General features: G+C 71.0%; 16 protein-coding genes and 1 pseudogene. 5 read left to right on the forward strand and 12 right to left on the reverse strand.

The genetic code is table 11. From position 1 onward, the window contains the following. Positions 1-94 precede the first annotated feature (94 nt). From ACZ7NC_RS07850 to iolC, 10 genes and pseudogenes are all read right to left on the reverse strand, one after another. On the reverse strand, positions 95-2,029 hold the full coding sequence (locus tag ACZ7NC_RS07850) for an AMP-dependent synthetase/ligase (RefSeq protein ID WP_471485896.1): 1,935 nt from the start codon (positions 2,027-2,029) through the stop codon (positions 95-97). Between the two features lie 406 nt (positions 2,030-2,435). Then, positions 2,436-3,971: a vWA domain-containing protein gene (locus tag ACZ7NC_RS07855; protein ID WP_471485898.1), complete on the reverse strand. Its 1,536-nt coding sequence runs from the start codon at positions 3,969-3,971 to the stop codon at positions 2,436-2,438. A 148-nt stretch (positions 3,972-4,119) separates the two neighbouring features. Continuing rightward, a complete protein-coding gene (locus tag ACZ7NC_RS07860; protein WP_471485900.1) occupies positions 4,120-4,983 on the reverse strand; it encodes an ABC transporter permease in 864 nt (287 codons plus the stop codon). Further along, on the reverse strand, positions 4,980-7,631 hold the full coding sequence (locus ACZ7NC_RS07865) for a CocE/NonD family hydrolase (protein WP_471485902.1): 2,652 nt from the start codon (positions 7,629-7,631) through the stop codon (positions 4,980-4,982). The genes ACZ7NC_RS07860 and ACZ7NC_RS07865 overlap by 4 nt, the downstream gene beginning before the upstream one ends. A 196-nt stretch (positions 7,632-7,827) precedes the next feature. After that, positions 7,828-9,216 (reverse strand): APC family permease, encoded by a 1,389-nt coding sequence (locus ACZ7NC_RS07870; protein WP_471485904.1) that lies wholly within the window; start codon positions 9,214-9,216, stop codon positions 7,828-7,830. A gap of 201 nt (positions 9,217-9,417) precedes the next feature. Beyond that, positions 9,418-10,920, reverse strand: coding sequence for a CoA-acylating methylmalonate-semialdehyde dehydrogenase (gene mmsA, locus ACZ7NC_RS07875; protein WP_471485906.1), 1,503 nt, complete (start codon positions 10,918-10,920; stop codon positions 9,418-9,420). 14 nt (positions 10,921-10,934) lie between these two features. Then, the gene (iolD, locus tag ACZ7NC_RS07880; RefSeq protein WP_471485908.1) at positions 10,935-12,818 is read right to left on the reverse strand and encodes a 3D-(3,5/4)-trihydroxycyclohexane-1,2-dione acylhydrolase (decyclizing); all 1,884 of its coding nucleotides are present in this window, start codon (positions 12,816-12,818) and stop codon (positions 10,935-10,937) included. Next, positions 12,815-13,378 (reverse strand): annotated as a pseudogene (locus ACZ7NC_RS07885) (5-deoxy-glucuronate isomerase); the annotation flags it as partial. The gene iolD and the pseudogene ACZ7NC_RS07885, both read right to left, overlap by 4 nt. Positions 13,379-13,498: 120 nt before the next feature. Next, positions 13,499-14,380: a Cgl0159 family (beta/alpha)8-fold protein gene (locus tag ACZ7NC_RS07890; protein WP_471486272.1), complete on the reverse strand. Its 882-nt coding sequence runs from the start codon at positions 14,378-14,380 to the stop codon at positions 13,499-13,501. A 65-nt stretch (positions 14,381-14,445) separates the two neighbouring features. Next, a complete protein-coding gene (gene iolC, locus ACZ7NC_RS07895) occupies positions 14,446-15,420 on the reverse strand; it encodes a 5-dehydro-2-deoxygluconokinase (RefSeq protein WP_471485910.1) in 975 nt (324 codons plus the stop codon). A 508-nt stretch (positions 15,421-15,928) separates the two neighbouring features. On the opposite strand from iolC, the gene ACZ7NC_RS07900 reads away from it, so the two are divergent. Together ACZ7NC_RS07900 and ACZ7NC_RS07905 are read left to right on the forward strand one after the other, a co-directional pair. After that, the gene (locus ACZ7NC_RS07900; RefSeq protein ID WP_362382724.1) at positions 15,929-16,129 is read left to right on the forward strand and encodes a helix-turn-helix transcriptional regulator; all 201 of its coding nucleotides are present in this window, start codon (positions 15,929-15,931) and stop codon (positions 16,127-16,129) included. 52 nt (positions 16,130-16,181) lie between these two features. Further along, a complete protein-coding gene (locus tag ACZ7NC_RS07905) occupies positions 16,182-16,772 on the forward strand; it encodes a GNAT family N-acetyltransferase (protein WP_471485912.1) in 591 nt (196 codons plus the stop codon). On the opposite strand, the gene ACZ7NC_RS07910 is transcribed toward ACZ7NC_RS07905, so the two are convergent. Both ACZ7NC_RS07910 and ACZ7NC_RS07915 read right to left on the reverse strand, forming a co-directional pair. Further along, on the reverse strand, positions 16,753-17,796 hold the full coding sequence (locus ACZ7NC_RS07910; protein WP_471485914.1) for a zinc-dependent alcohol dehydrogenase family protein: 1,044 nt from the start codon (positions 17,794-17,796) through the stop codon (positions 16,753-16,755). The genes ACZ7NC_RS07905 and ACZ7NC_RS07910 overlap by 20 nt on opposite strands. Positions 17,797-17,912: 116 nt before the next feature. Further along, positions 17,913-20,141 carry an MMPL family transporter gene (locus ACZ7NC_RS07915; protein WP_471485916.1) on the reverse strand — a complete coding sequence of 743 codons (2,229 nt, stop codon included), beginning with the start codon at positions 20,139-20,141 and terminating at the stop codon, positions 17,913-17,915. Between the two features lie 161 nt (positions 20,142-20,302). Here ACZ7NC_RS07915 and ACZ7NC_RS07920 point away from each other — a divergent pair, with 161 nt between their 5' ends. From ACZ7NC_RS07920 to ACZ7NC_RS07930, 3 genes are all read left to right on the forward strand, one after another. Continuing rightward, positions 20,303-20,986 carry a TetR/AcrR family transcriptional regulator gene (locus ACZ7NC_RS07920; RefSeq protein WP_471485918.1) on the forward strand — a complete coding sequence of 228 codons (684 nt, stop codon included), beginning with the start codon at positions 20,303-20,305 and terminating at the stop codon, positions 20,984-20,986. Between the two features lie 194 nt (positions 20,987-21,180). Then, entirely contained in the window at positions 21,181-21,420 is a 240-nt protein-coding gene (locus ACZ7NC_RS07925; protein ID WP_471485919.1) for a heavy-metal-associated domain-containing protein, read from the forward strand. Positions 21,421-21,428: 8 nt separating this feature from the next. Beyond that, entirely contained in the window at positions 21,429-23,720 is a 2,292-nt protein-coding gene (locus ACZ7NC_RS07930; RefSeq protein ID WP_471485921.1) for a heavy metal translocating P-type ATPase, read from the forward strand. Positions 23,721-24,175: the final 455 nt, after the last annotated feature.

Raw genomic sequence — 24,175 nt, forward strand, 5'->3', positions numbered from 1 at the left:
CCTCGGTGCGCTCCTCTCATGTAGTGATACGTAGTCATATCCGCGTCCGGCGCACCATCCGAGTGCGGCCGAACGGGCCGCCGGCTGCGGGTCGTCAGCTGCGATACAGCGTCTCGATCTCGTCCGCGTACGCCGTCGTCACCGCGTGCCGTTTGAGCTTCAGGGACGGGGTGAGCATGCCGTTGTCCTCGTTGAACTCGCCCTCGACCAGGACGAACGCGCGGATCGACTCGGCCCGGGAGACGGCCTCGTTGGCGTAGTCGACCGCCTTCTGGACGTCGGCGCGCATGCGGGGGTCCCGGATCACCTCGGGCAGCGGGGTGTCGGCGGGCATCCCGCGTACGGCGAGCCAGTGTGCGACGGCGTCCGGGTCGAGGGTGACCAGGGCGCCGATGAAGGGCCGGTTGTCGCCGACGACGAGGCACTGGCCGATCGGTGAGCGGCTGCGCAGACGGTCCTCCAGAACGGCCGGGGAGACGTTCTTGCCGCCGGAGGTGACGAGGATGTCCTTCTTGCGGCCAGTGATGGTGAGGTAGCCGTCCTCGTCCAGGGCGCCGAGGTCGCCGGTGGCGAACCAGTCGTCCTGGAGCACGGCGTCCGTGGCGGCCGGGTTGTTCCAGTACGAGCCGAAGACGATGCCACCCTTGATGAGGACCTCGCCGTCGTCGGCGATGCGGACGGCCGTGCCGGGGACGGGCCGGCCGACGGTGCCCGGACGGGGTTTCAGGGGCGGGACGATGGTGGCGGCGGCCGTCGTCTCCGTCAGACCGTAGCCCTCGTAGACGATGATGCCGGCGGCGTAGAAGAACAGGTTGAGGTTGCGGTCGAGGGGGGAGCCGCCGCTGATGGCGTAGCTCATGCGGCCGCCGAGTTCCTTGCGGACGCGGCGGTAGACGAGAAGGTCGTACAGGGCCCAGGCGGCGTAGAGGCCGGGGCCGGGGCCCTTGCGGGTGCCGAGGAACTTGTGCAGGTAGGCCTCGCCGAAGCGGACGGCGATGCGGTCGGCGCGGTCGAAGGAGGCGGCGCGGCCCATCTTCTCGGCGGTCGCCCGGCCGGTGTCGTGGATCTTCTCGAAGAGGTACGGGACGCCGACGAGGAACGTGGGGCGGAACTCCTTGAGGGCCGGGCGGAGTTCTTCGGGCTTGATGCTGGGGCAGTGGCCGATCTCTATGCGGGCCATCAGACAGGCGATCTGGAGGCTGCGGCCGAGGATGTGGGCGAGGGGGAGGAAGAGGAGGGTCGAGGCGGTCTGGTGGGTGACCTCCTTGAAGATCGGGTGCAGCAGTTCGACCGTGTTGGCGGCCTCGGCGTGGAGGTTGGCGTGGGTGAGGACGCAGCCCTTCGGTCTGCCGGTGGTGCCGGAGGTGTAGCAGACGGTGGCGATGGTGTCGGGGGTGAGGGCCGCGCGGCGCTTGGTGACGTCTTCGTCGGGGAGGTGGCGGCCGAGGGTGGTGAGGGCCTGGAGGGCTTGGGCGGCTTCTTCGCCCTCCAACTGCCATGTTCGAGGGCGCTGTTGATGACCGGCGGTGGCTGTGGTGACCGTCTCGGTGTTCTCTTCCGTCTCGGTTATGACGTAGTGGGCGCCCGAGTCGCGGACTATCCATTCGACCTGGTCGGCGGAGGAGGTGGCGTAGATCGGGATGGTCTGGCCGCCGGCCGCCCAGATGGCGAAGTCGAGGACGGTCCACTCGTAGCGGGTGCGGGACATGACGGCCACGCGACCGCCGGGTTCGAGACCGGCGGCGATCAGGCCCTTGGCGACGGCGGTGACTTCGCGGGCGAAGTCGGCGGCGGTGATCGGCTGCCAGGCGCTGCCGCTCCGGGGGCGCCGGAGGACGACGGCGGTGGGGTCCTCGGCGGCGTTGGTGAAGGGCAGGTCGGCGATGCTGCCGGTGGTGGGGTGGGGGGCGAGGGGTGCGGTCCGGGCCTCGCGGACCACGCCGTGCTCGTCCTTGACGATCTCGACCCTGGCGCGGTCCATCAGGTCGGTGCGCTGCTTCGCCCGCTTCAGATCCTTGCGTACGCCCATGTCGGCTCCCGGTGCCAGTTGGACTTACTGGGGAGTCAACTTACTCGTGCGTAGCTGGGGGTCAATGCCTGCGGCGGCCTGTGCGGGTGGGGTGGGGGTGCGCGTAGCGCCGACGGTTTGGTGGGTGGGTCGGGGCCGTGCCGGGGGGTGTCCGTCCTCGGTCGGGCGGTTGCCGTCGGGCAGAGAGGTGCTGTTCGTTGACGCCCGCCGCTGCGGGCGGACACCCCCCGGCACGTCCCCTTGCCGCCGTACGCGACTGCCGGCCGGTGGGGGCTACGCGCCCCAACTATCCGCTGGGGGCACTTCTCGACGCCCGTCCAGGCACTCCCAGCCCGTCCGGCGTTTGAGGACGAGGCCCCTTCAGGGCCGACGGGGGTCCAGGGGGCGGAGCCCCCTGGTGGGGGCGTCAGGTCTGGGACGACAGGGTGTTGGCCTGCTGGATCGCGTTGGCCAGGTTGTGTACCTCCTTGTCCTCCGTCCTCGTCGCCAACTCACGGGCCCGGTCGGCCAGTTGGGGAAGAGGTGACGCTCCGGGAAGGGCCGTCCAGGTGTCCGCCCCTCGTCGCAGCGCGTCGGCGAAGTACGCCGCCGTGGCCGTGACCTGGAAGCGGGGGCTCGCGGCCCAGACGGAGGGCTGGAGGGAGCCGGTCTCCAGACGCCCCGACTCCTCGTGCGGCGCCCGCGTCCCGGGGTCCAGCCAGCGGACGCTCGCCGTGGCGAGGTGCCCCTCGGTGCCGGGCCGGGTGTGGACGGCGTAGAGGGCGGTCACCGTATGGCCGGGACCGACCTCGCCGCCGTCGACGCTGTCGTCGCGGAAGTCGTCGTCGGCCACCTCACGGTTGTCGTAGCCGATGAGGCGGAAGTCGGACACCGTCGCCGGGTCGAAGGCGATCTGGGCCTTGGCGTCACGGGCGGTCAGGTCGATGTTGCGCGGAAGGTCGTCGCAGAAGAGCTCACGGGCCTCGTCGGACGTCGAGACGTACGCCGTGTGGCCGTCGCCCCGGTCCGCGAGGCGTTCCATCAGGGCATCGCCGTAGTCGCTGCCGACGCCCACCCCGAAGAGGGTGATGCCGTGCTCGCGGCGTTCGGACGCGATGCGTTCGAGGATGGTGTCCGGGTCGGTGTCGCCGGTGTTGGCGAGGGCGTCGGAGATCAGTACGACGCGGTTCGTGGCGCCCTCGCGGAGGCCCTCCACGGCCGTTTCATAGCCCCTCTCCACGCCTGCGCCGAGGTTGGTCGAGTCCGTGGGCTCCAGGGTGGCGGTCGCTTCGTGGATCTCCTCCCGGTGGCCGCCCACACGGGTCATCGGCAGGACCCGCTCCGCCTCGTCGCTGAAGGTGACGATCGCCACCGAGTCGTCGTCGCCCAACCGGTTCGTCATCACGTCGAGGGCATCCTTGGCCAGGTCGAGGCGGCCCGGTTCGGCCATGGAGCCCGAGATGTCGATGACGAAGGTGAGGGCCGCGGGCGGGCGTTCGCCGGCGGGTGGGGCGGGGCGGGTGGCCAGGCCCACGCGGACCAGGGACCAGTTCTCGTCCGCGGTGCGGGCGCCGTCGACCGTGACGGAGAAGCCGTTGCCGTCGGGGCGGTCGTAGTCCTGGCGGAAGCTGTTGACGAACTCCTCGGGGCGGACCGTCGAGGGGTCCGGCAGGCGGCCCTCGGCGAGGGTGCGGCGGGCGTAGCCGTAGGAGGCGGTGTCGACGTCGAGGGCGAAGGTGGAGAGGTGGTCGGGGGCCGGCGCGAACTCGCGGGACTCCGAGTCGCCGTCCGTGTTCTTGTGTTCGTCCGTGCCGTCGTTGTAGTCGGGGGCCGGGAGGCCGCCGGTGGGGTAGGTGCTGTTGTCCGCGTTGGAACCCCCGCTGTCCCCCGCGCCGCAGCCCGTGAGCAGCAGGCCCGCCGCCGCGGTGAGTGCGAGGAGCCCTCGTATTCGGTGTCGCTCCATCTTCCGTGCCCCCTTGGTCCGTTGACGTCGGCTTTCTGTGACTGTGACGGGCCGGGGGGCCGGAACGTGCGTTACGGAGCGTTGCGGATGCGTCTCGAAGAGGGCACGGGGACCGCCCGTCGAGACCGGTGCGTGATCTTCCGGTGACCTATGACACGACGTCCTTGCGGGCGAAACCGCGGAAGGCCAGCGCGAACAGGACCAGGGCGTACGTTACGGAAATCGCCGTGCCCTGGATCATGCCGGACCACTCGGGAGTGGGCTGTACGGCGTCCGCCCACGCGAACTGCCAGTGCGCGGGCAGGAAGTGACGCCAGTCGCCGAGCGCCGTCACCGCGTCGAGGACGTTGCCGACGATGGTCAGACCCACCGCGCCGCCGACCGCGCCGAGCGGGGCGTCGGTCTTGGTCGACAGCCAGAACGCCAGTCCCGCGGTGACCAGTTGGGACACGAAGATGTACGCCACCACTACCAGCAGGCGTTGCGCCGCCGTTCCCGTGTCCAGCGAGCCGCCGGTCGGGATCTGCAAGGGGCCCCAGCCGTACGCCGCCGTACCGACGGCCAGCGCCACCAGCGGCAGCAGCACCATCGCGGCCAGGCTGAGGCCCAGCGCGACCACGAGCTTGGACCACAGCAGACGCATCCGGGGCACGGGCGCCGCGAGGAGGTAGCGCAGGGAGGACCAGCTGGCCTCCGACGCCACCGTGTCCCCGCAGAACAGCGCCACGGGGATCACCAGCAGGAAGCCCGCGGAGACGAACAGGTTGACGGCGGCGAAGTTCGCGCCGGACGCCGTGGCCGTGTCCATCAGGGTGATCCGGTTGCCGCCGGCGTCCGGCTCGCCGCCGATCGCGAACGCGGCGACGAGGACGAACGGCAGCACGGCCAGGATGCCGAACATCACCAGCGTGCGGCGCCGCTTCAGCTGGCGGACCAGCTCGACGCGCAGGGGCAGCGTACTGCCCGCCCGGTAGCCGGAGGCGACCTCGGTGCGCTCGGTGAGCGTGCTCATGCGGAGCCTCCGATCAGGGTGAGGAAGGCGTCTTCCAGGCGGCGGTGCGGGCCGACCGCCTGGACGGGCACTTCGAGGCGGACCAGTTCGGCGACCAGGCGCGCCGCGCTGCCGTCCGGGTCGAGGCGGACGAGCAGTCCGTCGTCGGTGCGTACCGCCGAGGCCACGCCCGGCAAAGCGGCGACCTTCTCGACGACCGGCTCCTCCACGGACGCGGCCGTGCCGACGAGCAGTGTGTCGCCCGAGCCGATGATCTCGTGGACCGGGCCGGCCTGCACCAGGCGGCCGCGGTCCATCACCACGAGGTGGGTGCAGGACTGCTCGACCTCCGCCAGGAGATGGCTGGAGACGATCACCGTGCGGCCGGCGGCGGCGTAGCGGATCATCACCTGGCGCATCTCGCGGATCTGGGGCGGATCGAGGCCGTTGGTCGGTTCGTCGAGGATGAGGAGGTCCGGCATTCCCAGCATGGCCTGGGCGATGGCCAGGCGCTGGCGCATGCCCTGGGAGTACGTGCGCACCGCGCGGGCCAGTGCGTCGCCGAGGCCGGCGATCTCCAGCGCCTCGTCGAGGTGGGCGTCCTCGGCCGGGCGGCCGGTGGCCTGCCAGTACAGCTCCAGGTTCTCCCGGCCGGAGAGGTGCGGCAGGAAGCCCGCGCCCTCGACGAAGGCGCCGACCCGGGAGAGGACGGGCGCGCCGGGGCGGATGGCGTGGCCGAAGACGCGGATCTCACCGGCGTCCGGCTTGATCAGGCCCATCAGCATGCGGAGTGTCGTGGTCTTGCCCGCGCCGTTGGGGCCCAGGAGGCCGAGGACCTGGCCCTTCTCCACGCGGAAGGACAGGTCCCGTACCGCGTAACGGTCCTCCGAACCCGCGTACCGCTTGCTCAGGTCGGTGATCTGGAGCGGCACTTCGGCCAGTTCGGGGTCGGGCGCGGGGGTGGCGGTGCGGCGGCGGGCCGTCAGCAGCAGGGCCAGGGCGATCGCCGCGCTCGTGACCGGCAGCCACCACACCCAGGACGGCAGCGGGGCGGCGGCGGTGCTCACGCCGGGGGCCGTCGGGACCGTCAGGTCGCCCTTCAGGGAGACGGTGTACGTCGCCGGGGCGGCCGGCGAGGCGTAGCCGAGGTCGGTGGAGGAGACGACCAGGCGCAGACGGTGGCCGCTCTCGATGTCGTGGTCGATGGCGGGGAGCGTGATCGTCACGTCCTTGCCGGCCTTGGCGTCCTCGACGCGCAAGGGTGTGACCAGCTGGGACGGCAGCACCTGCTGGGTGCCGTCGGGGCCGACGTCGTAGACCTTGGCGAAGACCACCGCGTCCTCGCTGGTCGACTTCACATGGACGGTCGCCTTCGGGGAGCCGGTGATGCGCAGGTTGTCGGTGACCGGCGCCGACTCGAAGGCGGCGAACTGGCCCGGGAAGTCCAGGGACACTCCGACGCCGAGCGAGGACAGCTGGGCCAGGCCGCCGGAGCCGCCGAGGCCGGGCAGGGCCGAGACCGCGGGCGGGCTGGCACCGGCCGGGTTGGCGAAGCTCTGCTCGCCGCCGGTGAGGCGGAAGGACTTCGGGCCGCTCTCCAGGCCGGGGTAGGAGTCCGCGCTCGCGCCCCGCAGCAGAGCCTGGCCGTCGGTGGAGTCGACGCCTCCGGTACGCGTGACACGGAAGGCGGGGCCTGTGTCGGCGCCCTTGTCGTCCTTGAGGTAGCGGTCGAACCAGGACTGGACCCGGGCCTGGATCCGGCCCGTCTCCATGTCGCCGCCGTCATGGCCGCCGGCGATCCAGTCGACGTCGACCGGGGCGCCGTTGGCACGGATCGCCTTCGCGGCCCGGTCGGCCTGGCCGAGCGGGAAGAGGGAGTCGGACTGACCCTGCATCAGGAGGGTGGGGACCTTGATCCGGTCGCCGACGGCGGACGGTGAGCGCTCCTCCAGCATGCTGCGGGCCTGCGCGTCCGGGGTGCCGGACTCGGCGACCCGGTCGTACATCGCGCAGATCTGGTTCTCGAACTTGTCGCAGCCGCCGGCCGAGTTGACGAAGATGCCCGCCCAGAGCTTCTTGAACACGCCGTTCGGGAAGAGGGCGTCCGCGAGGTTCCAGTAGGTGATCGCCGGGGCGATGGCGTCCACGCGGTCGTCGTATCCGGCGGCCAGCAGGGAGATCGCGCCGCCGTAGGAGCCACCGGCCATGCCGACGCGCGGGTCGCCGGCCTTGTCGAGCTCCACCTGGGGCTGCTTCGCCAGCCAGTCCAGCAGCCGGGAGACGTCGGCGACCTCGCCCTCGGGGTCGTTCAGCCCGACCTCGCCGGTGGACCGCCCGAAGCCGCGGGCCGACCAGGTCAGGACGGCATACCCGTCCCGGGCCAGGTCCTCGGCCTGCTGCCGTACGTCGTCCTTGCTGCCGCCGAAGCCGTGCGCGAGCAGGACGGCTGGGCGGCGGCCGCCGGATCCCGCCGTGAAGTACGAGGTGTCGATGCGCACCCCGTCGCCCATGTCCAACACCCGGTCGGTGCTGCGCACCGGCGGCGCGTCGTCGTCGGCGACGGCCGTCCATGTACCGGCGCCGGCGAGGACGACGGCCGCGGCCGCGGCGGCGATCCACCGTCGCGGCCCGCGGACGCGCCCTCGCAGTCCGGGCAGTCGAAGATCCATGCGTCAACGGTACGGGGTGAACCTGTCGGCACGTTATCGACCGAAGTCTGAATCCCGGGGCCTTCTGTGGGGGTACGGCGGGGGATTTGTCTACCGCGTTCGTGGTACGGCGGTGAGAGCTCGGGCGGTCTGTTGTCGGCCGACCGCAGGTTCGCGGTGTGGTTGATCGCGCAGATCCCCGCGCCCCTTTGGGCGCTCAGGCCTCCGGGATCGATACCAACCAGCGTGTTTCCCCACGGGGGCGGAGGTACAGCGCCCAGTACAGGGTCGCGACCGCCGTGATGCCACCCGTCCAGAGCAGATAGCTCGTCTCCTGCCGGCTCAGGATGTACGCGAGGACCACGATCAGCAGGACCGGCACCGCGGGCCACAGCGGCATCCGCCATGCCGGGGTGTGCTCGTGGGCGCCGCGGCGGGCCGCCAGCGCGGCGATCGCGACGAGCAGGTACATGCCGGTCACCGAGACGCCCGTGACGCCGTACAGGGTGTCGAGATCTACGAAGCACAGGGCCGCTCCTGGCACGCCGACCGCGAGGGTGGCGACCCAAGGGGATCCGAAGCGGCCGAGCTTGGCGAGGACGTCGTTCACCGGCTCGGGCCAGGCCTTGTCGCGGGCCGAGGCGAACAGTACGCGGGAGTTCTGGATGACCATGACGATGCCCGCGTTGATGATCGCGAGGGCCACGCAGAGGCTGACGAAGGTGCCGACGGCGGAGTTGGACCAGGCGGTGACCATGGCGGAGATGTCACCGCCGGTGAGTTCCTCCACGTTCGACGCGCCCAGGGTGATGGCGGCGACCGGGACCAGGATGATCACGGTGGAGATGGCGAGGGTGGCAAGGACCGTGCGGGCGACGTTGCGGCGCGGGTTCTCCAATTCCTCGGAGAGGTAGACGGCGGTCGAGAAGCCCTGGGTGACGAAGAGGGCGATGGCGAGCCCGGAGACGATCAGCAGGGCCGTCACGGTGTCCGTACGGCCGTCCGCGCCGGCCACCTCCATCGAGACCAGGCTCGCGGGGCCGCGCTCGGCGTGGGCGAAGCCCAGCACCGCCACCACGGCCGCGGCGATGACCTCAAGGACCAGGAAGACGCCGGTGATCCAGGCGTTGGCGCGCAGGTCGAGCAGGCCGGCGAGGGTGGCGAGCAGCATGACGCCGGCGCCGGTCATGGCCGGGTCGAGGTGGACGATCGGGGCGAGGTAGTCGGCGGTGCCCATCGCGATCACCGGCGGGACGATCATGACGACCAGCAGGGACAGCACGAAGACGAGCCAGCCCGTAAGCCGTCCGGCCAGCGTGGACACCATGGCGTACTCGCCGCCGGCGCTGGGGATGAGGGTGCCCAGCTCCGAGTAGCAGAACGCCACGGCGACGCACAGCAGGGAGCCGATGGCGATGGTGAGGGCGGTGGCGGTGCCGAGCGAGCCGAACAGGTCGGGGACGACCACGAACAGCGTGGAGGCGGGCGTCACGCAGGAGAGCGTGAGCAGGGTGCCGCCGATCACGCCGATCGAGCGCTTGAGCTTCTTGGGGCCGTCCGACGCCTCGACTGCGGCGCCCTCGACGGGGGTGAGGGTGTCGGTCACGAGGGGGATGCAACATCGACGGAAACCGTCGCGTCAATGGGTGTTCACCTACGAAATCCGTGGCCGTAGATCGCCTTTTCGCGCGTTAGCGTTGCGTGAAGGCTTGGAGCACAGCGGCTTCGGGGGGTTGCGGGAACCGCAGCGCGCGCCCGCAAAAAAATGGGGCCGTCCGCGATGCGGACGGCCCCGGGACGCTCGGTGTCAGTGGTTGCGCGGGAACCCGAGATCGACGCCGATCGGCGCGTCGGCCGGGTCGGGCCAGCGGGTGGTGACGACCTTGCCGCGGGTGTAGAAGTGCGTGCCGTCGTTGCCGTAGATGTGGTGGTCGCCGAAGAGGGAGTCCTTCCAGCCGCCGAAGCTGTGGTAGCCGACGGGGACCGGGATCGGGACGTTCACGCCGACCATGCCGGCCTCGATCTCCAGCTGGAAGCGGCGGGCGGCGCCGCCGTCCCGGGTGAAGATCGCGGTGCCGTTGCCGAACGGCGAGCTGTTGATCAGCGCCACGCCGTCCTCGTAGGTCTCGGCGCGCAGCACGCACAGGACCGGGCCGAAGATCTCGTCCTGGTACGCCTTCGCGGTGGTCGGTACCTTGTCGAGCAGGGAGATGCCGATCCAGTGGCCGTCCTCGAAGCCGTCGACCGTGTACCCGGTGCCGTCGAGCACGACCTCGCAGCCCTCGGCCGCGGCGCCCTCGACATAGGACGCCACCTTGTCGCGGTGCACGGCGGTGATCAGCGGACCCATCTCGGACGTCGGGTCATTGCCGGGGCCGATCTTGATCTTCTCGGCGCGCTCGCGGATCTTCTCCACCAGCTCGTCGCCGATCGAGCCGACCGCGACGACGGCGGAGATGGCCATGCAGCGCTCGCCGGCCGAGCCGTAGGCGGCCGACACGGCGGCGTCGGCGGCCGCGTCCAGGTCGGCGTCCGGGAGGACCAGCATGTGGTTCTTGGCGCCGCCCAGGGCCTGGACGCGCTTGTGGTTCGCGGACGCGGTGGTGTGGATGTAGCGCGCGATCGGGGTCGAGCCGACGAAGGAGACGGCCTTGACGTCCGGGTGCTCCAGGAGGCGGTCCACGGCCACCTTGTCGCCGTGCACGACGTTGAAGACGCCGTCCGGCAGGCCGGCCTCGGCCAGCAGCTCGGCGATCTTGATCGAGGCCGACGGGTCCTTCTCGCTCGGCTTGAGCACGAAGGTGTTGCCGCACGCGATGGCCATGGGGAACATCCACATCGGCACCATCGCCGGGAAGTTGAACGGCGTGATGCCCGCGACGACGCCCAGCGGCTGCCGGATCGAGGAGACGTCCACGCGGCTCGCGACCTGCGTCGACAGCTCGCCCTTCAGCTGCACGCTGATGCCACAGGCCAGGTCGACGATCTCCAGGCCGCGCGCCACCTCACCGAGGGCGTCCGAGTGCACCTTGCCGTGCTCGGCGGTGATCAGCTCGGCGATCTCGTCCCGGTTGGCGTCCAGCAGGGCGCGGAACTTGAACAGGATCGAGGTGCGCTGGGCCAGCGAGGACTGGCCCCAGGTCAGGTACGACTCCTTGGCGGCGGCGACCGCGGCGTCCACCTCCTCGACGGAGGCGAACGCGACCTTCGTGGTGACCGCGCCGGTCGCCGGGTCGGTGACCGGCCCGTATGTGCCCGACGCGCCTTCGGCGGTCTTGCCGCCGATCCAGTGGTTGACGATCTTCGTCATGCCCGGTAACTCCTTCAAAGATGGCGGCGTCGGGTCGAGACGTGCCGTTCGTACAGCTCACGTGCCTTGACCGCCGACGGTCGGGTCGCGGTCTCGGCCACGGGAACATCCCACCAGGCCTGCGCGGGCGGCGCGCCCGACACTGTGTCTGCCGTTTGGGTCTCGACGTAGACACATGTGGGAGTGTCGGCGGCACGGGCCTCGACGAGCGCCTCACGAAGACCACCCACGGTCTTCGCGCGCAGCACCCGCATGCCCAGGCTGGCCGCGTTGGCGGCCAGGTCGACGGGGAGCGGGGGACCCGAGAACGTGCCGTCCTCCGCACGGAAGCGGTACGCCGTGCCGAAGCGCTCGGCACCCGTCTCAGCCGACAGGCCGCCGATGGACGCGTACCCGTGGTTCTGCACGAGCAACACCTTGATCGCGACGCCCTGCTGCACGGCGGTCACGATCTCCGTCGGCATCATCAGATACGTGCCGTCGCCCACCAGCGCCCACACGTTGCGCTCGGGTGCGGCCAGCTTCACGCCGAGCGCGGCCGGGATCTCGTAGCCCATGCAGGAGTAGCCGTACTCCAGGTGGTACTGGTCCCGCGAGCGCGCCCGCCACAGCTTGTGCAGATCGCCGGGGAGGGAGCCGGCCGCGTTGATGATGATGTCGCTCTCGTCCACCAGAGCGTCCAGGGCCCCGATGACCTGCGGCTGTGTCGGCCGTACGTCGATCTCCTCGGCCTCGAAGCAGGCGTCGACGCGCTGCTCCCAGCGTTCCTTGTCCTCGGTGTACTCGGTGCGGTAGCCGTCGGACACCCGGTACGCGTGCATGTCCAGGGCCTCGGTCAGCTCCTGCAGGCCGCTGCGGGCGTCCGCGATCAGCGGCATACCGGCGAGCTTGTGGCCGTCGTAGGGCGCGATGTTGAGGTTGAGGAAGCGGACTGCGGGGTCGGCGAAGAGGGTGCCGGAGGCGGTGGTGAAGTCGGTGTACCTGGTCCCCACGCCGATGACCAGGTCGGCGGTGCGGGCGAGTTCGTCGGCGGTGGCGGTGCCGGTGTGGCCGATCCCGCCGACGTCCTGGGGGTGGTCGAAGCGCAGGGAGCCCTTGCCGGCCTGGGTGGAGGCGACGGGGATGCGGGTGACCTCAGCGAACTCCGCGAGGGCCTCCTCGGCGCGGCTGTGGTGGACGCCGCCGCCCGCGATGACCAGCGGCCTGCGGGCGGACCTGATCGCCGTCACCGCCTCGGCGAGTTCGGTCGGGTCGGCGCCCGGGCGGCGGACCACCCAGGTGCGCTCGGCGAAGAAGTCGTCCGGCCAGTCGTACGCCTCCGCCTGCACGTCCTGCGGAAGCGCCAGCGTCACGGCACCGGTCTCGACGGGGTCGGTGAGGACCCGCATGGCCTGGAGAGCCGAGGGAATCAGGGCTTCCGGACGCGTGATCCGGTCGAAGTACCTCGACACCGGGCGCAGACAGTCGTTGACCGACACATCGCCGGCGTACGGCACTTCGAGCTGCTGGAGGACCGGGTCGGCGGGGCGGGCGGCGAAGACGTCGCCGGGGAGGAGCAGGACCGGGAGGTGGTTGACGGTGGCGAGGGCGGCGCCGGTGACGAGGTTGGTCGCGCCGGGGCCGATGGACGTGGTGACCGCGTGGGTGCGGAGGCGGTTCGACTGGCGGGCGTAACCGACCGCCGCGTGCACCATCGACTGTTCGTTGCGGCCCTGGTGGTACGGCATCTCGTCGGCGTACTCGACGAGCGCCTGCCCGATCCCGGCGACGTTGCCGTGGCCGAAGATGCCCCAGGTGGCGCCGATCAGGCGCTGGCGTACGCCGTCGCGCTCGGTGTACTGGGCGGACAGGAAGCGGACGAGCGCCTGTGCGACCGTGAGCCTCGTCGTTGAGGTCATCGGTACCCCTCTGTGCTCTCTACGTGGTCCGGATGGAAGCAGATCCGCCACTGTCTGGTCTCGCCCGGACCCGCCATGACATTGAGGTAGTACATGTCGTGGCCTGGCTGGGCGATCGACGGGCCGTGCCATCCGTCGGGGACGAGGACGGCGTCGCCGGTGCGGACCTCCGCGAGGTCGTCGGATCCGCCCTCACGCGAGGGGAATACGCGCTGATGGCCGAAACCGTTCGGGCCGTCGATCTCGAAGTAGTAGATCTCCTCCAGCTCGGACTCCTCGCCGGGCCGCGTCGCGTCGTGCTTGTGCGGCGGGTAGGAGGACCAGTTGCCGCCGGGGGTGATCACTTCGACGGCGATGAGCTTGTCGCAGTCGCAGTCGCAGTCACAGGCGTCGGCGGAGGCGAAGTTGCGCGCATGGCGCAGGCAGCCGCCACTGCCGCGCACCTCGACGGGGACCTCCGGCGCGGGGCCGTAGCGGGCGGGGAGTCTTCGCTCGCACTTCGCTCCTGCCAAAGCAAAGCGGCCACCCGCGCCGGAGGCGATCTGTGCGTCGGCGCTCCGCTGGGGGTGCCGACGGGGAACTACGGGACGTGCGTGTACGGGACGCTCGTGTAGTGGCCGAGGGTCGGCACAGGCTTGTGGCCCTGCGCGGCGGGACGTACGGCTCGTGGTCATGGGGCCTCACAGCAGTCCTACGGCGGTGTCGACGGCGGCGGCCACGTCCCCGTCCGCCGGGTAGAGCAACGAGCGGCCCACCACGAGGCCCCGCACGGTGGGCAGTTGCAGCGCGCCGCGCCACTTCTCGTACGCCCCGTCCTGATCGTCGCCGACCTCGCCGCCGAGCAGCACGGCCGGCAGCGTGGAGGTCTGCATGACCTCGGCCATGTCGTCGGGGTTCTCGGTGACCGGGAGCTTCAGCCAGGTGTAGGCCGAGGTGCCGCCGAGGCCTGAGGCGATGGCGATGGACTTGGTGACGGCCTCGGCGGACAGGTCGTTGACGACCTTGCCCTCGGGGGTGCGCCGGCTGAGGAACGGCTCGACGAAGACCGGGAGCCGGCGGGCGGCCATCTCGTCGATCGCGCGGGCGGTGGACTCCAGCGTGGTGAGGGAGCCCGGGTCGTCGTAGTCGACGCGCAGGAGCAGCTTGCCGGCGTCGAAGCGCAGCCGCTCGATGTCCTCGGCGCGGTGGCCGGTGAAGCGGTCGTCGAGCTCGAAGCTCGCGCCCTGGAGGCCGCCGCGGTTCATCGAACCCATGACGACCTTGCCGTCGAGCGCGCCGAGCAGCAGGAGGTCGTCGAGGATGTCGGCGGTGGCGAGGACGCCGTCCACGCCGGGGCGGGAGAGCGCCAGGCAGAGACGTTCGAGCAGGTCGGCGCGGTTGGCCATGGCGAGCTTGCGGTCGCCGACGCCGAGGGCGCCGCGGGCCGGGTGGTCGGCGGCGACGATCATCAGGCGGCCGCTGTCGTCGAGGAGAGGCCTGCGCCTGCGGTCGGCCGCGGCCTCCGCGACCGCCTCGGGGCGCTGGGTGCGCAGCCGGACCAGTTCCGCGATGTCCACGGTCACGGGGCGGCTCGTTTCGCGGGCCTCGCGGGCCTCGCGGGTCTCGCCGGTCTCGCGGGCTTCGGCGTTCACTTGACGGCCCCCGCGGCGATCGCGGCCTCGATCTCCTGCGGTGTCGGCATCGCGGAGGAGCACTCCAGGCGGGAGGCGACGATGGCGCCGGCGGCGTTGGCGTGCCGCATGATCTTCTCCAGTTCCCAGCCTTCGAGCAGCCCGTGGCAGAGGGAGCCGCCGAAGGCGTCGCCCGCGCCGAGGCCGTTGAGGACGTTCACGGGCAGCGGCGGGACCTCGGCCTGGTCGCCCTTGCTGTTGACGGCGAGAACACCCTTGGGGCCCTGCTTGACGACCGCGATCTCGACACCTGCGTCGAGAAGCGCGCGGGCGGCGGCGTGCGGCTCGCGGACACCGGTCGCGACCTCCACCTCGTCGAGGTTGCCGACGGCGACGGTGGTGTGCTTGAGCGCCTCCGCGTAGAAGGGGCGAGCGGCGTCGGGCCCACGGCTGTCGCCGCTGCTGTCGCCGTTCCAGAACATGGGGCGCCAGTCGAGGTCGAAGACCGTGATGCCGGACCTGGCGCGGTGGGCGAGGGCCGCGAGCGTCGCCGTGCGGCTGGGCTCCTCGCTCAGGCCGGTGCCGGTGACCCAGAAGATCCGGGCGTCGCGGATGGCGTCCAGGTCGAGCTCGTGGGCGTCGATCTCCAGGTCCGGGGCCTTGGGCCGGCGGTAGAAGTACAGCGGGAAGTCGTCTGGCGGGAAGACCTCGCAGAAGGTGACCGGGGTGGGCAGACCCGGGACCGGGGTGACCCAGCGGTCGTCGACGCCGAAGCCCTGGAGGGCCTCGTGGAGATAGGTACCGAAGGGGTCGTCGCCGGTGCGGGTGATCACCGCGGTTCGCCGTCCCAGGCGGGCGGCGGCGACCGCGACGTTCGTCGCCGAGCCGCCGAGGAACTTGCCGAAGGACGTGACCTGCGGCAGTGGGACGCCGGTCTGCAGGGGGTAGAGGTCCACTCCGATCCGCCCCATGGTGATCAGGTCGTACGCCATCGGCTTCCCTCTGTCTCCCTTGTCGCGGCTCTTGGGCCGACGGTGTGCATCGGCTCTCCCCGGCTTTGTAGCCCTGGTGGGGGAGGCCTGTCAATGTTTTGTCCAGACATTCGAACCAAGGCCGTTTGTCGCGTGCAGGTCGTGGGGGCTGGTCGCGCAGTTCCCCGCGCCCTTCAGGGCGTTGCAGATGGGTGGTGGAGCCGGTGGGCCGGGCCCGGCGCAGCAGCTCCGGGCCACCGTTGCGTCGACTGCGTCGGCGACGGTTGTCAACGCGCCGCGCCCTTACGCCCACGTGCGCCTTTGCGTCACCTCTGTCACAAGCGCACCTTTCACGTCACACATGTCCCAAGTACGCGGGTCGCGTGTCACACCCGGCGCACAGGCCCTGTCCTCTGCTCACTCCACCTCGTTCACGGAGCACAGGCTTTGTGATCGCCAGCGCAGCGCACGGTCCCCCCGACGACCAGCCCCCGGTCGCCGCCGCGGCGCGCGCGGGGAGGTGCAAGTGATGACCGACCGAAGGCTCTGGTCCTACAAGGAGATCGCCGCGCACATCAAGGTGCAGCCGGACACCGTACGGTCCTACCGCAAGCACGGGCTGCTGCCGCCGCCCGACCATGTGGAGAGCGGCAAGCCCTTCTGGTACGCGGACACCGTGCGGGCCTGGGTGGCGTCCCGGCCGGGCAACCGAGGTCGCAGATCGGACTGACCTCCCGGAAAACCAGCTGTGCCCCACCTTTGACGTGGGGCACAGTCGCTCCATGAGCGACTTCTCCGTGAAACCCGTACTCCGCGGCGAGAGGGCGCTCTTGCGTCCCTTCGCGGAGGAGGACGTGCCCGTGATGGCGCGGATCCTGTCCGACCCCGAGGTGGTTCGGCTCACCGGCAGTCCCGAGGAGGAGTTCGGGCTGGACCGGCTGCGCGCCTGGTACGGGAGCCGGAACGACCAGGCCGACCGACTCGACCTCGCCGTCGTGGACCGGGCGAGCGGCGAACTCGTCGGCGAGGCTGTCCTGAACCACTGGGACGAGCCCAACCGCAGCTCCAACTTCCGCATACTGATAGGCCCGGACGGGCGCGACCGCGGGCTGGGCACGGAAGCGGTCAGGCTGATCGTGGGCCATGCCTTCGAGCAACTCGGGCTGCATCGCGTCTCGTTGCACGTCCTGTCCCACAACCCCCGCGCCCGGCGCGCCTACGAGAAGGTGGGCTTCGTCGCCGAGGGTGTCGACCGGCAGTCGGTGTGGCAGTCGGGCGAGTGGGTCGACGAGGTGCGGATGGCGATCCTCGCCCCCGAGTGGGCCACCCACCGCGGCCACCCGCACACTGCCCTCAGCTCCACGGCTCGATGACCGTCACCCCCGCCCCCGGCGCCGTCCCGAGCGCCGCCAGCGCCGACGGCACCGCGTCCAACGGGATCGTCTGTGTCACCAGCAGATCAGGCCGCAGCACCCCCGCCCGCACCAGCTCCAGCATCGGCGGGTAGGTGTGCGCCGCCATGCCGTGACTGCCCAGGATCTCCAGCTCCAGGGCGATGGCGCGGGCCATGGGGACCGGGGTCGTGCCGGACTCGGAGGGCAGCAGGCCCACCTGGATGTGCCGGCCCCGGCGGCGCAGGCCGTTGACGGAGGCGGCGCAGGTCACGGGCGAGCCGAGGGCGTCCAGGGAGAGGTGGGCGCCGCCGCCGGTGAGGTCCTGGATCGCCGCCGCCGTGTCCGGCGTGCTCGACGCGTCCACGCACTCCGTCGCCCCGAACTTCCGCGCCAGGTCCAGGGCCCCAGGTGAGACGTCGACCGCGACGACCCGCGCGCCCGACGCCGCCGCGATCATCACCGCCGACAGACCCACCCCGCCGCAGCCGTGCACCGCGACCCACTCCCCCGCCGCCACCCGGCCCTGCTGCACGACCGCCCGGAACGCCGTGGCGAAGCGGCAGCCCAGCGAGGCCGCCGTCGCGAAGGACATCCCGTCGGGTACGGCGACGAGATTGACGTCGGCGTGGTCCAACGCGACGTACTGAGCGAAGGATCCCCAGTGGGTGAAGCCGGGCTGAGTCTGGCGCTCGCACACCTGCTGGTCGCCCGCCGCACACGCCCCGCAGCCGCCGCAGGCGCACACGAACGGCACGGTGACCCGGTCGCCGGGGCGCCAGCCGGTCACCCGGTCGCCCACCGCCTCGACGACACCGGCCAGTTCATGGCCCGGCACATGCGGCAGCGTGATGTCCGGGTCGTGTCCCTGCCAGCCGTGCCAGTCGCTGCGGCACAGCCCCGTCGCCTCGACCCGCACGGTCACTCCGTGGGGGGCGGGGTGCGGGTCGGGCACGTCGCGTACCTCGGCCTGTTCCCCGTACCGCTCGAACACGACTGCCCGCATCCCGGTCTCCTCTCGGCCGCGCCCCTTGCACGGAGATCATCGCGAACGGTAGACGCTCCATCGGGTTCGCGGTACGGCGCCGACGCCCGCGCGATCGGCCGGGGTGCGCTGTGAGGTCAGCCGTGTGCGCTCACCTTGTCCCGCTCCTGTGCGGGCTCGGGCGCCGCAGCCGCCTTCGGCTCCTCCTCGCTGAGGCCGAAGCGGCTGTGGAACCGCCGTAGCGGCCCCGGCGCCCACCAGGTCGCCCGCCCCGTGAGACGCATGACCGCCGGGACCAGAAGGCTGCGGACGATCATCGCGTCCATCAGGACCGCCAGGGCGATGCCGAGGCCGAGCATCTTGGTGTTGGTCACCCGGGAGGTGCCTATCGCCACCATCACCACCGCGAGGATCACCGCGGCGGCGGTGATCAGACCGCCGGTGCGCTGCAGTCCGTGCCGGACCGCCTTGTCGTGGTCGCCCGTCGAGTCGTACTCCTCCTTGATGCGGGACAGCAGGAACACGCCGTAGTCCATCGACAGACCGAAGGCGACGCAGAACATGAGCACCGGGAGGGTCGTCTCGATCGAGCCCGGGCTGGTGAAGCCGAGCAGGCCGGACAGATGGCCGTCCTGGAAGACCCAGACCACGGCGCCGAACATCGCCGTCAGGCTGAGTGCGTTGAGCACCACGGCCTGGATCGGGATCAGCACACTGCCCGTCAGCAGGAACACCAGCAGCAGAGTGACGATCACGATGAAGGCGGCCGCCGCCGGCAGGTGTTCGGCTATCGCGTCCTTGGAGTCGACCAGGACCGCAGCCGCGCCGGTCACCTTGGTGTCGAACGGCGCCTCGGTGGCCCGCAGTTCACCGACCAGGCGCTGGGCCGGGTCGTCCACCGCCTCGCCCTTCGGCAGCACCGTGAAGTAGGCCGACTCGCCCTTCACCAGCGGCCCGTCGACCCGTGCCACCTCCGGGAGAGCGGCGATCCGCTCCTTGTAGTCGGCGTACTGCGCCTGCGTCGCCCGTCCCTCGGCCAGCACCTCCAGGCCGCCGCCGGGGCTGCCCGGGAAGCCGTCGCGGATGTGCTGCTGGACGACATGGGACTCGGCGCTCGACGGCAGCTGACGGTCGTCGGCGGTGCCGAACTTCACGCCCAGGAAGGGCAGTCCGAGCAGGACCAGTACGGCGGTGGTGCCGAGGGCGAAGAAGGGGGCGCGGCGCATGACGAGGTTCGCGGTGCGGGTCCAGGCCCGGCCCTGCGTCGCACCGGACGCCTCCGCGGGGTCCTCCTTGCGCCGTCCGCGCCGGAACAGGCGCCGCAGGTCCAGGGAGTTGACCCGGTGCCCGAGCAGGACCAGTGCCGCCGGGAGAAGGATCAGCGCGGCCGCCGCGGCCAGCAGCACCACCGCGATCCCGGCGTAGGCGAAGGAGCGCAGGAAGTACTGCGGGAAGAGCAGCATCGCGGCGAGGGACACCGCGACCGTGAGGGAGGAGAAGAGGACCGTCCGGCCGGCCGTGCGCAGGGTCGTGCCGACCGCCGCCAGTGGTTCGGCGCCGGTGGCCAGTTCCTCGCGGAAGCGGCGGACGATGAACAGGGCGTAGTCGATGGCGAGACCGAGGCCCAATGCCGTGGTGAGGTTCATCGCGAAGACCGACACATCGGTGAACTCGGTCAGGCCGCGCAGCACCGCGTTCGTGCCGAGGATCGCGACGATGCCGATGCCGAGCGGCAGCAGGGCCGCGACCGCGCTGCCGAAGACCATCACCAGCAGCACCAGGGTGACCGGCAGGGCGATCATCTCGGCGCGGAGCAGATCCTCCTGGATGATCGTCTGCATCTCGTGCCGCACCGCGACCGGGCCGCCGACGCTCACCTCCACCGGGCCCCGCGCGCCCCGGAACTCGGGCGCGATGCGGTCCAGGGTCTCCCCCATCTGCTTCTCTTCGCCGGTGATCCGGGCGGCGATCAGCGCCTCATGGCCGTCCTCGGCCCGAAGGGCGGGCGACTTGGCCTGCCAGTAGGAGCCGACGCCCATGACGCCCTTCTCGTCGGCCAGGCGCGCCATGAGGCGCCGGGCCTCCGCGGCGACCGCCGGGTCGTCCACCGAGGCGCTGCCCGCGTCCACAAGGAGCAGGAGGTTGGGCTGGGAGGCGGGGAACTCACGCTCCAGCGCCTTGGTCGCGTAGGTCGACTCGGCGTCCGGGTCCTCCCAGCCGCCGCTGCCCAGCCGGTCGGCGACGCCGCTGCCGGCCAGCACGGCGAGCGCGGTGATCACCAGGGCCACGAGCAGCGACAACCGTGGACGGGCTGTCACGAAGCGGGTCCAGCCTCCGATGCGGGGTGGCCTGTTGACTTCGGTCATTGTGCGGTGTCCCCTTCACCCTGATCCATGCCGTGCACAGCAAGGCAGCATGGAGCTGTCACTGCCATAGACTGGCAAACACGAGAGATCGCTCGCGTTTCTCCAGAATGCGAGCGACCACTCGTGTTTGTCAATCGCGTTCGGAGAGCTGGGGATAACGCGTGTCCGCCAACCGGGAGAAGGACGACCAGGTCCACCAGGAGAGAGAGCAGCCGCGCCGCCGCCAGGCCCGCGGCGAGCGGCGTATCGCCCAGCTGCTCGAGGCCGCGGCCACCGTCTTCACCACCACCGGCTACACGGCCGCCAGCACCAACGCCATCGCCCGCGAGGCGGGCGTCTCACCGGGCACGCTGTACCAGTTCTTCCCGAACAAGGAAGCGATCGCCATCGAGCTCGGCGACCGGCTCATGCACGAGTTGCGCGAGATGTACGGCGAGGCACTCGCCCCGGTCGATCCCGCGACCCCGCTGGCGGAGGCCGTCGGCTCGGCCGTCGACCGGTTCATCGCCTTCAACTGCGAGCACCCGGTGTTCTTCGCGCTGATGCACGGCCCCGACATCCCCGGCCGGATGGCCGAGGAGCACGACGCCCTGCACGCGACCCTGCTGTCCCGGATAGAGGGCCTGCTCTTCTCGTTCCTGCCCGACGCCGACCCGGCCGACCTCGCCCGGACCGCCCATATGTGCCTGGGTCTGTACAAGGCGGGCCTGGAGCTGGTCCTCGCCCACGAGGGCGCCGAGCGGGACGCCTACGTCCAGGAGCTGAAGAACGCCCTGATCCGCTACCTCGACCCGATGGTGGGCGGCAGACTCGGCCGCCCGGACGCGACCCGGACCACGACGTGACACCCGCATCCCGGAGCGAGAACGCGGTACTCACCGAAAACGCGGTACTCGGAGAAAACGCGCTACTCACCGAACGTCCGTGCTGTACCGACAGGGGCCACCCCTCTTTGAGCAGTACCCCGTAGGGGTATACCGTTGAGGGGAAGGGACCCGCAGGTCCCCTCGGCCCCACATGCCTCGACGAGGAGAACCACATGACCGCCCAGACCGACACCCCGGGTTCCGTCACCGCCGTCTACAAGGTGAGCGGCATGAGCTGTGGACACTGCGAGGGCGCCGTCTCCGGCGAGATCTCCGAACTCCCCGGCGTCAGCTCGGTGAAGGCCGTCGCCTCCACCGGCGAGGTCACGGTCGTCTCCGCGGCCGCCCTGGACGACGAGGCCGTGCGCGCGGCCGTCGACGAGGCGGGCTTCGAACTGGTCGGCAAGGCCTGAGTCTGGCCATGACCCGCACCACGGACGAACCGCCGATAGCCGCTCCCGCCGGCACCGCGGACACAGCCGACCGGACCGGCTCGGTCGGCCTGTCCGCCACCTCGGAAGTCGAGCTGCTCATCGGCGGGATGACCTGCGCCTCCTGTGCGGCCCGCGTCGAGAAGAAGCTCAACCGCATGGACGGCGTGACCGCCACGGTGAACTACGCGACGGAGAAGGCGAAGGTCACCCACCCCGCGTCCGTCGAGGTCGCCGACCTGATCGCCGTAGTGGAGAGGACGGGGTACACCGCCGCGGAGCCGGCGCCCCCGCAGCCCGCGCCGCAAGAGCCGCCGCAGGCCCCGGAAGACGCCGAACCGGCCTCCTACCGCCAACGCCTCACCGTCTCCGCCCTGCTCGCCGCCCCCGTCATCGCACTGTCGATGATCCCGGCCCTGCAGTTCGACAACTGGCAGTGGCTCGCGCTCACCCTCGCCTCGCCGGTCGTCGTCTGGGGCGGACTGCCCTTCCACCGGGCCGCGCTCACCAACGCCCGGCACGGCGCGGCCACGATGGACACGCTGATCTCGATGGGCACGCTGGCGGCGTTCGGCTGGTCGCTGTGGGCGCTCTTCTTCGGTGATGCGGGCATGCCCGGCATGCACGACACCTTCGAGTTCACCGTCGCACGCACGGACGGCGCCTCGCAGATCTACCTCGAAGTGGCCTCCGGCGTCGTCACCTTCATCCTCCTGGGCCGCTATCTGGAGGCCCGCGCCAAGCGCCGCGCGGGTGCGGCCCTGCGCGCCCTCATGGAACTGGGCGCGAAGGACGTCGCCGTACTGCGCGACAGCGGTGAGGTCCGCATCCCGGTCGACCGGCTGGCCGTGGGCGACCGGTTCGTCGTACGGCCCGGCGAGAAGATCGCCACCGACGGCACCGTCGTCGAGGGCGCCTCGGCTGTCGACGCCGCCATGCTGACCGGCGAGTCGGTGCCGGTGGACGTGACGGTCGGCGACGCGGTCACCGGCGCGACGGTCAACGTCGGCGGGCGGCTCGTCGTGGAGGCGACCCGGGTCGGCGCCGACACCTGGCTCGCGCGGATGGCGAAGCTGGTGGAGGACGCGCAGAACGGCAAGGCCGAGGTACAGCGGCTCGCCGACCGGATCTCCGCGGTCTTCGTACCGGCGGTCATCGTCCTCGCGGTCGCCACCTTCGGGGCCTGGCTCGGCATCACCGACGACACGGTCGCCGCCTTCACCGCGGCCGTCGCGGTACTGATCATCGCCTGCCCGTGCGCCCTGGGCCTGGCCACTCCCACGGCCCTCATGGTCGGCACGGGCCGCGGCGCCCAGCTCGGCATCCTCATCAAGGGCCCCGAGGTCCTGGAGTCCACGCGCCGGATCGACACCGTCGTCCTGGACAAGACCGGCACGGTCACCACCGGCCGGATGACCCTCCAGAAGGTGTACGTCGCCGAGGGCGCCGACGAGGAGCGGGTGCTGCGGCTCGCGGGCGCCGTGGAGCACGCCTCCGAGCACCCCGTCGCCCGGGCGGTCGCCGCCGGCGCCGAACAGCGGCTCGGGCGACTGCCGGAGGTCGAGGGGTTCGAGAACGTCCCAGGGCGGGGCGTACGCGGGTGCGTGGACGGCCATGACGTGGCCGTGGGGCGCCTTTTCGACGCGCTGCCCACCGAGCTGGCGCGCGCCCGGGACGAGGCCGAGAGGGACGGTCGTACGGCCGTCGTGGTCGGGTGGGACGGAGCCGCGCGGGGTGTCGTCGCCGTCGCGGACGCGGTGAAGGAGACCAGCGCCGAGGCGGTGCGCGAGCTGCGCGCGCTGGGGCTCACGCCGGTGCTGCTGACCGGGGACAACCGGAGGGTCGCCGAGGCGGTGGCGTACGCGGTCGGTATCGATCAGGTGATCGCGGAGGTCCTGCCCGAGGACAAGGTCGAGGCCGTACGGCGGCTGCGGCGCGAGGGCCGGTGCGTCGCCATGGTCGGCGACGGCGTCAACGACGCGGCCGCGCTCGCCACCGCCGATCTGGGTCTCGCGATGGGGACGGGGACGGACGCGGCGATCGAGGCGAGCGATCTGACCCTGGTGCGCGGTGATCTACGGGTGGCGGCGGACGCCATCCGGCTGTCCCGGCGGACGCTGGCCACGATCAAGGGCAATCTCGTGTGGGCCTTCGGGTACAACGTCGCCGCGTTGCCGCTGGCCGCGGCGGGATTGTTGAACCCGATGATCGCGGGTGCCGCGATGGCGTTCTCCTCCGTGTTCGTGGTGTCGAACAGCCTGCGGCTGCGGACGTTCCGGTGAATTCGTAGTAAGAACCCCGCTTGGCCCCTCTGGAGTCCGACGCCCGGCTCACATAAGCTCTTCACAAGGCTCACGCATCATCCTTACGCTTGGGTCCCGATCGCCATATCGGGGCTCTTGCGCATCTAACGGACATATGCAAGAGACGCAGATCACAGTGATGTGAACGTAACCATCGAAGGGGTTCGAAGGTCTAAGTTGACGATGTCAGGGAGCGTCTTGGGGGGCGCCAACTGGCATCTGGGGATGTCTTGGGGGACTTCCTCAGAGTTGCGTTGCCGGGGCACGTGCATCGGGAAGCTTTGAGCGGCCCTCCCGACCGTGCGCTGTCCCGGCAGATCGCACCCAACCATGAGTACGACGAGTTTTGTTCGTTCTACTCAAAGGCAGTACCGAAAGGCAGTACCGAAAGACAGCGAATTCAGGCGCTGCTCTCTCAGACGCCCGGCCGGATC

This window comes from Streptomyces sp. NPDC111802 (assembly GCF_055634335.1).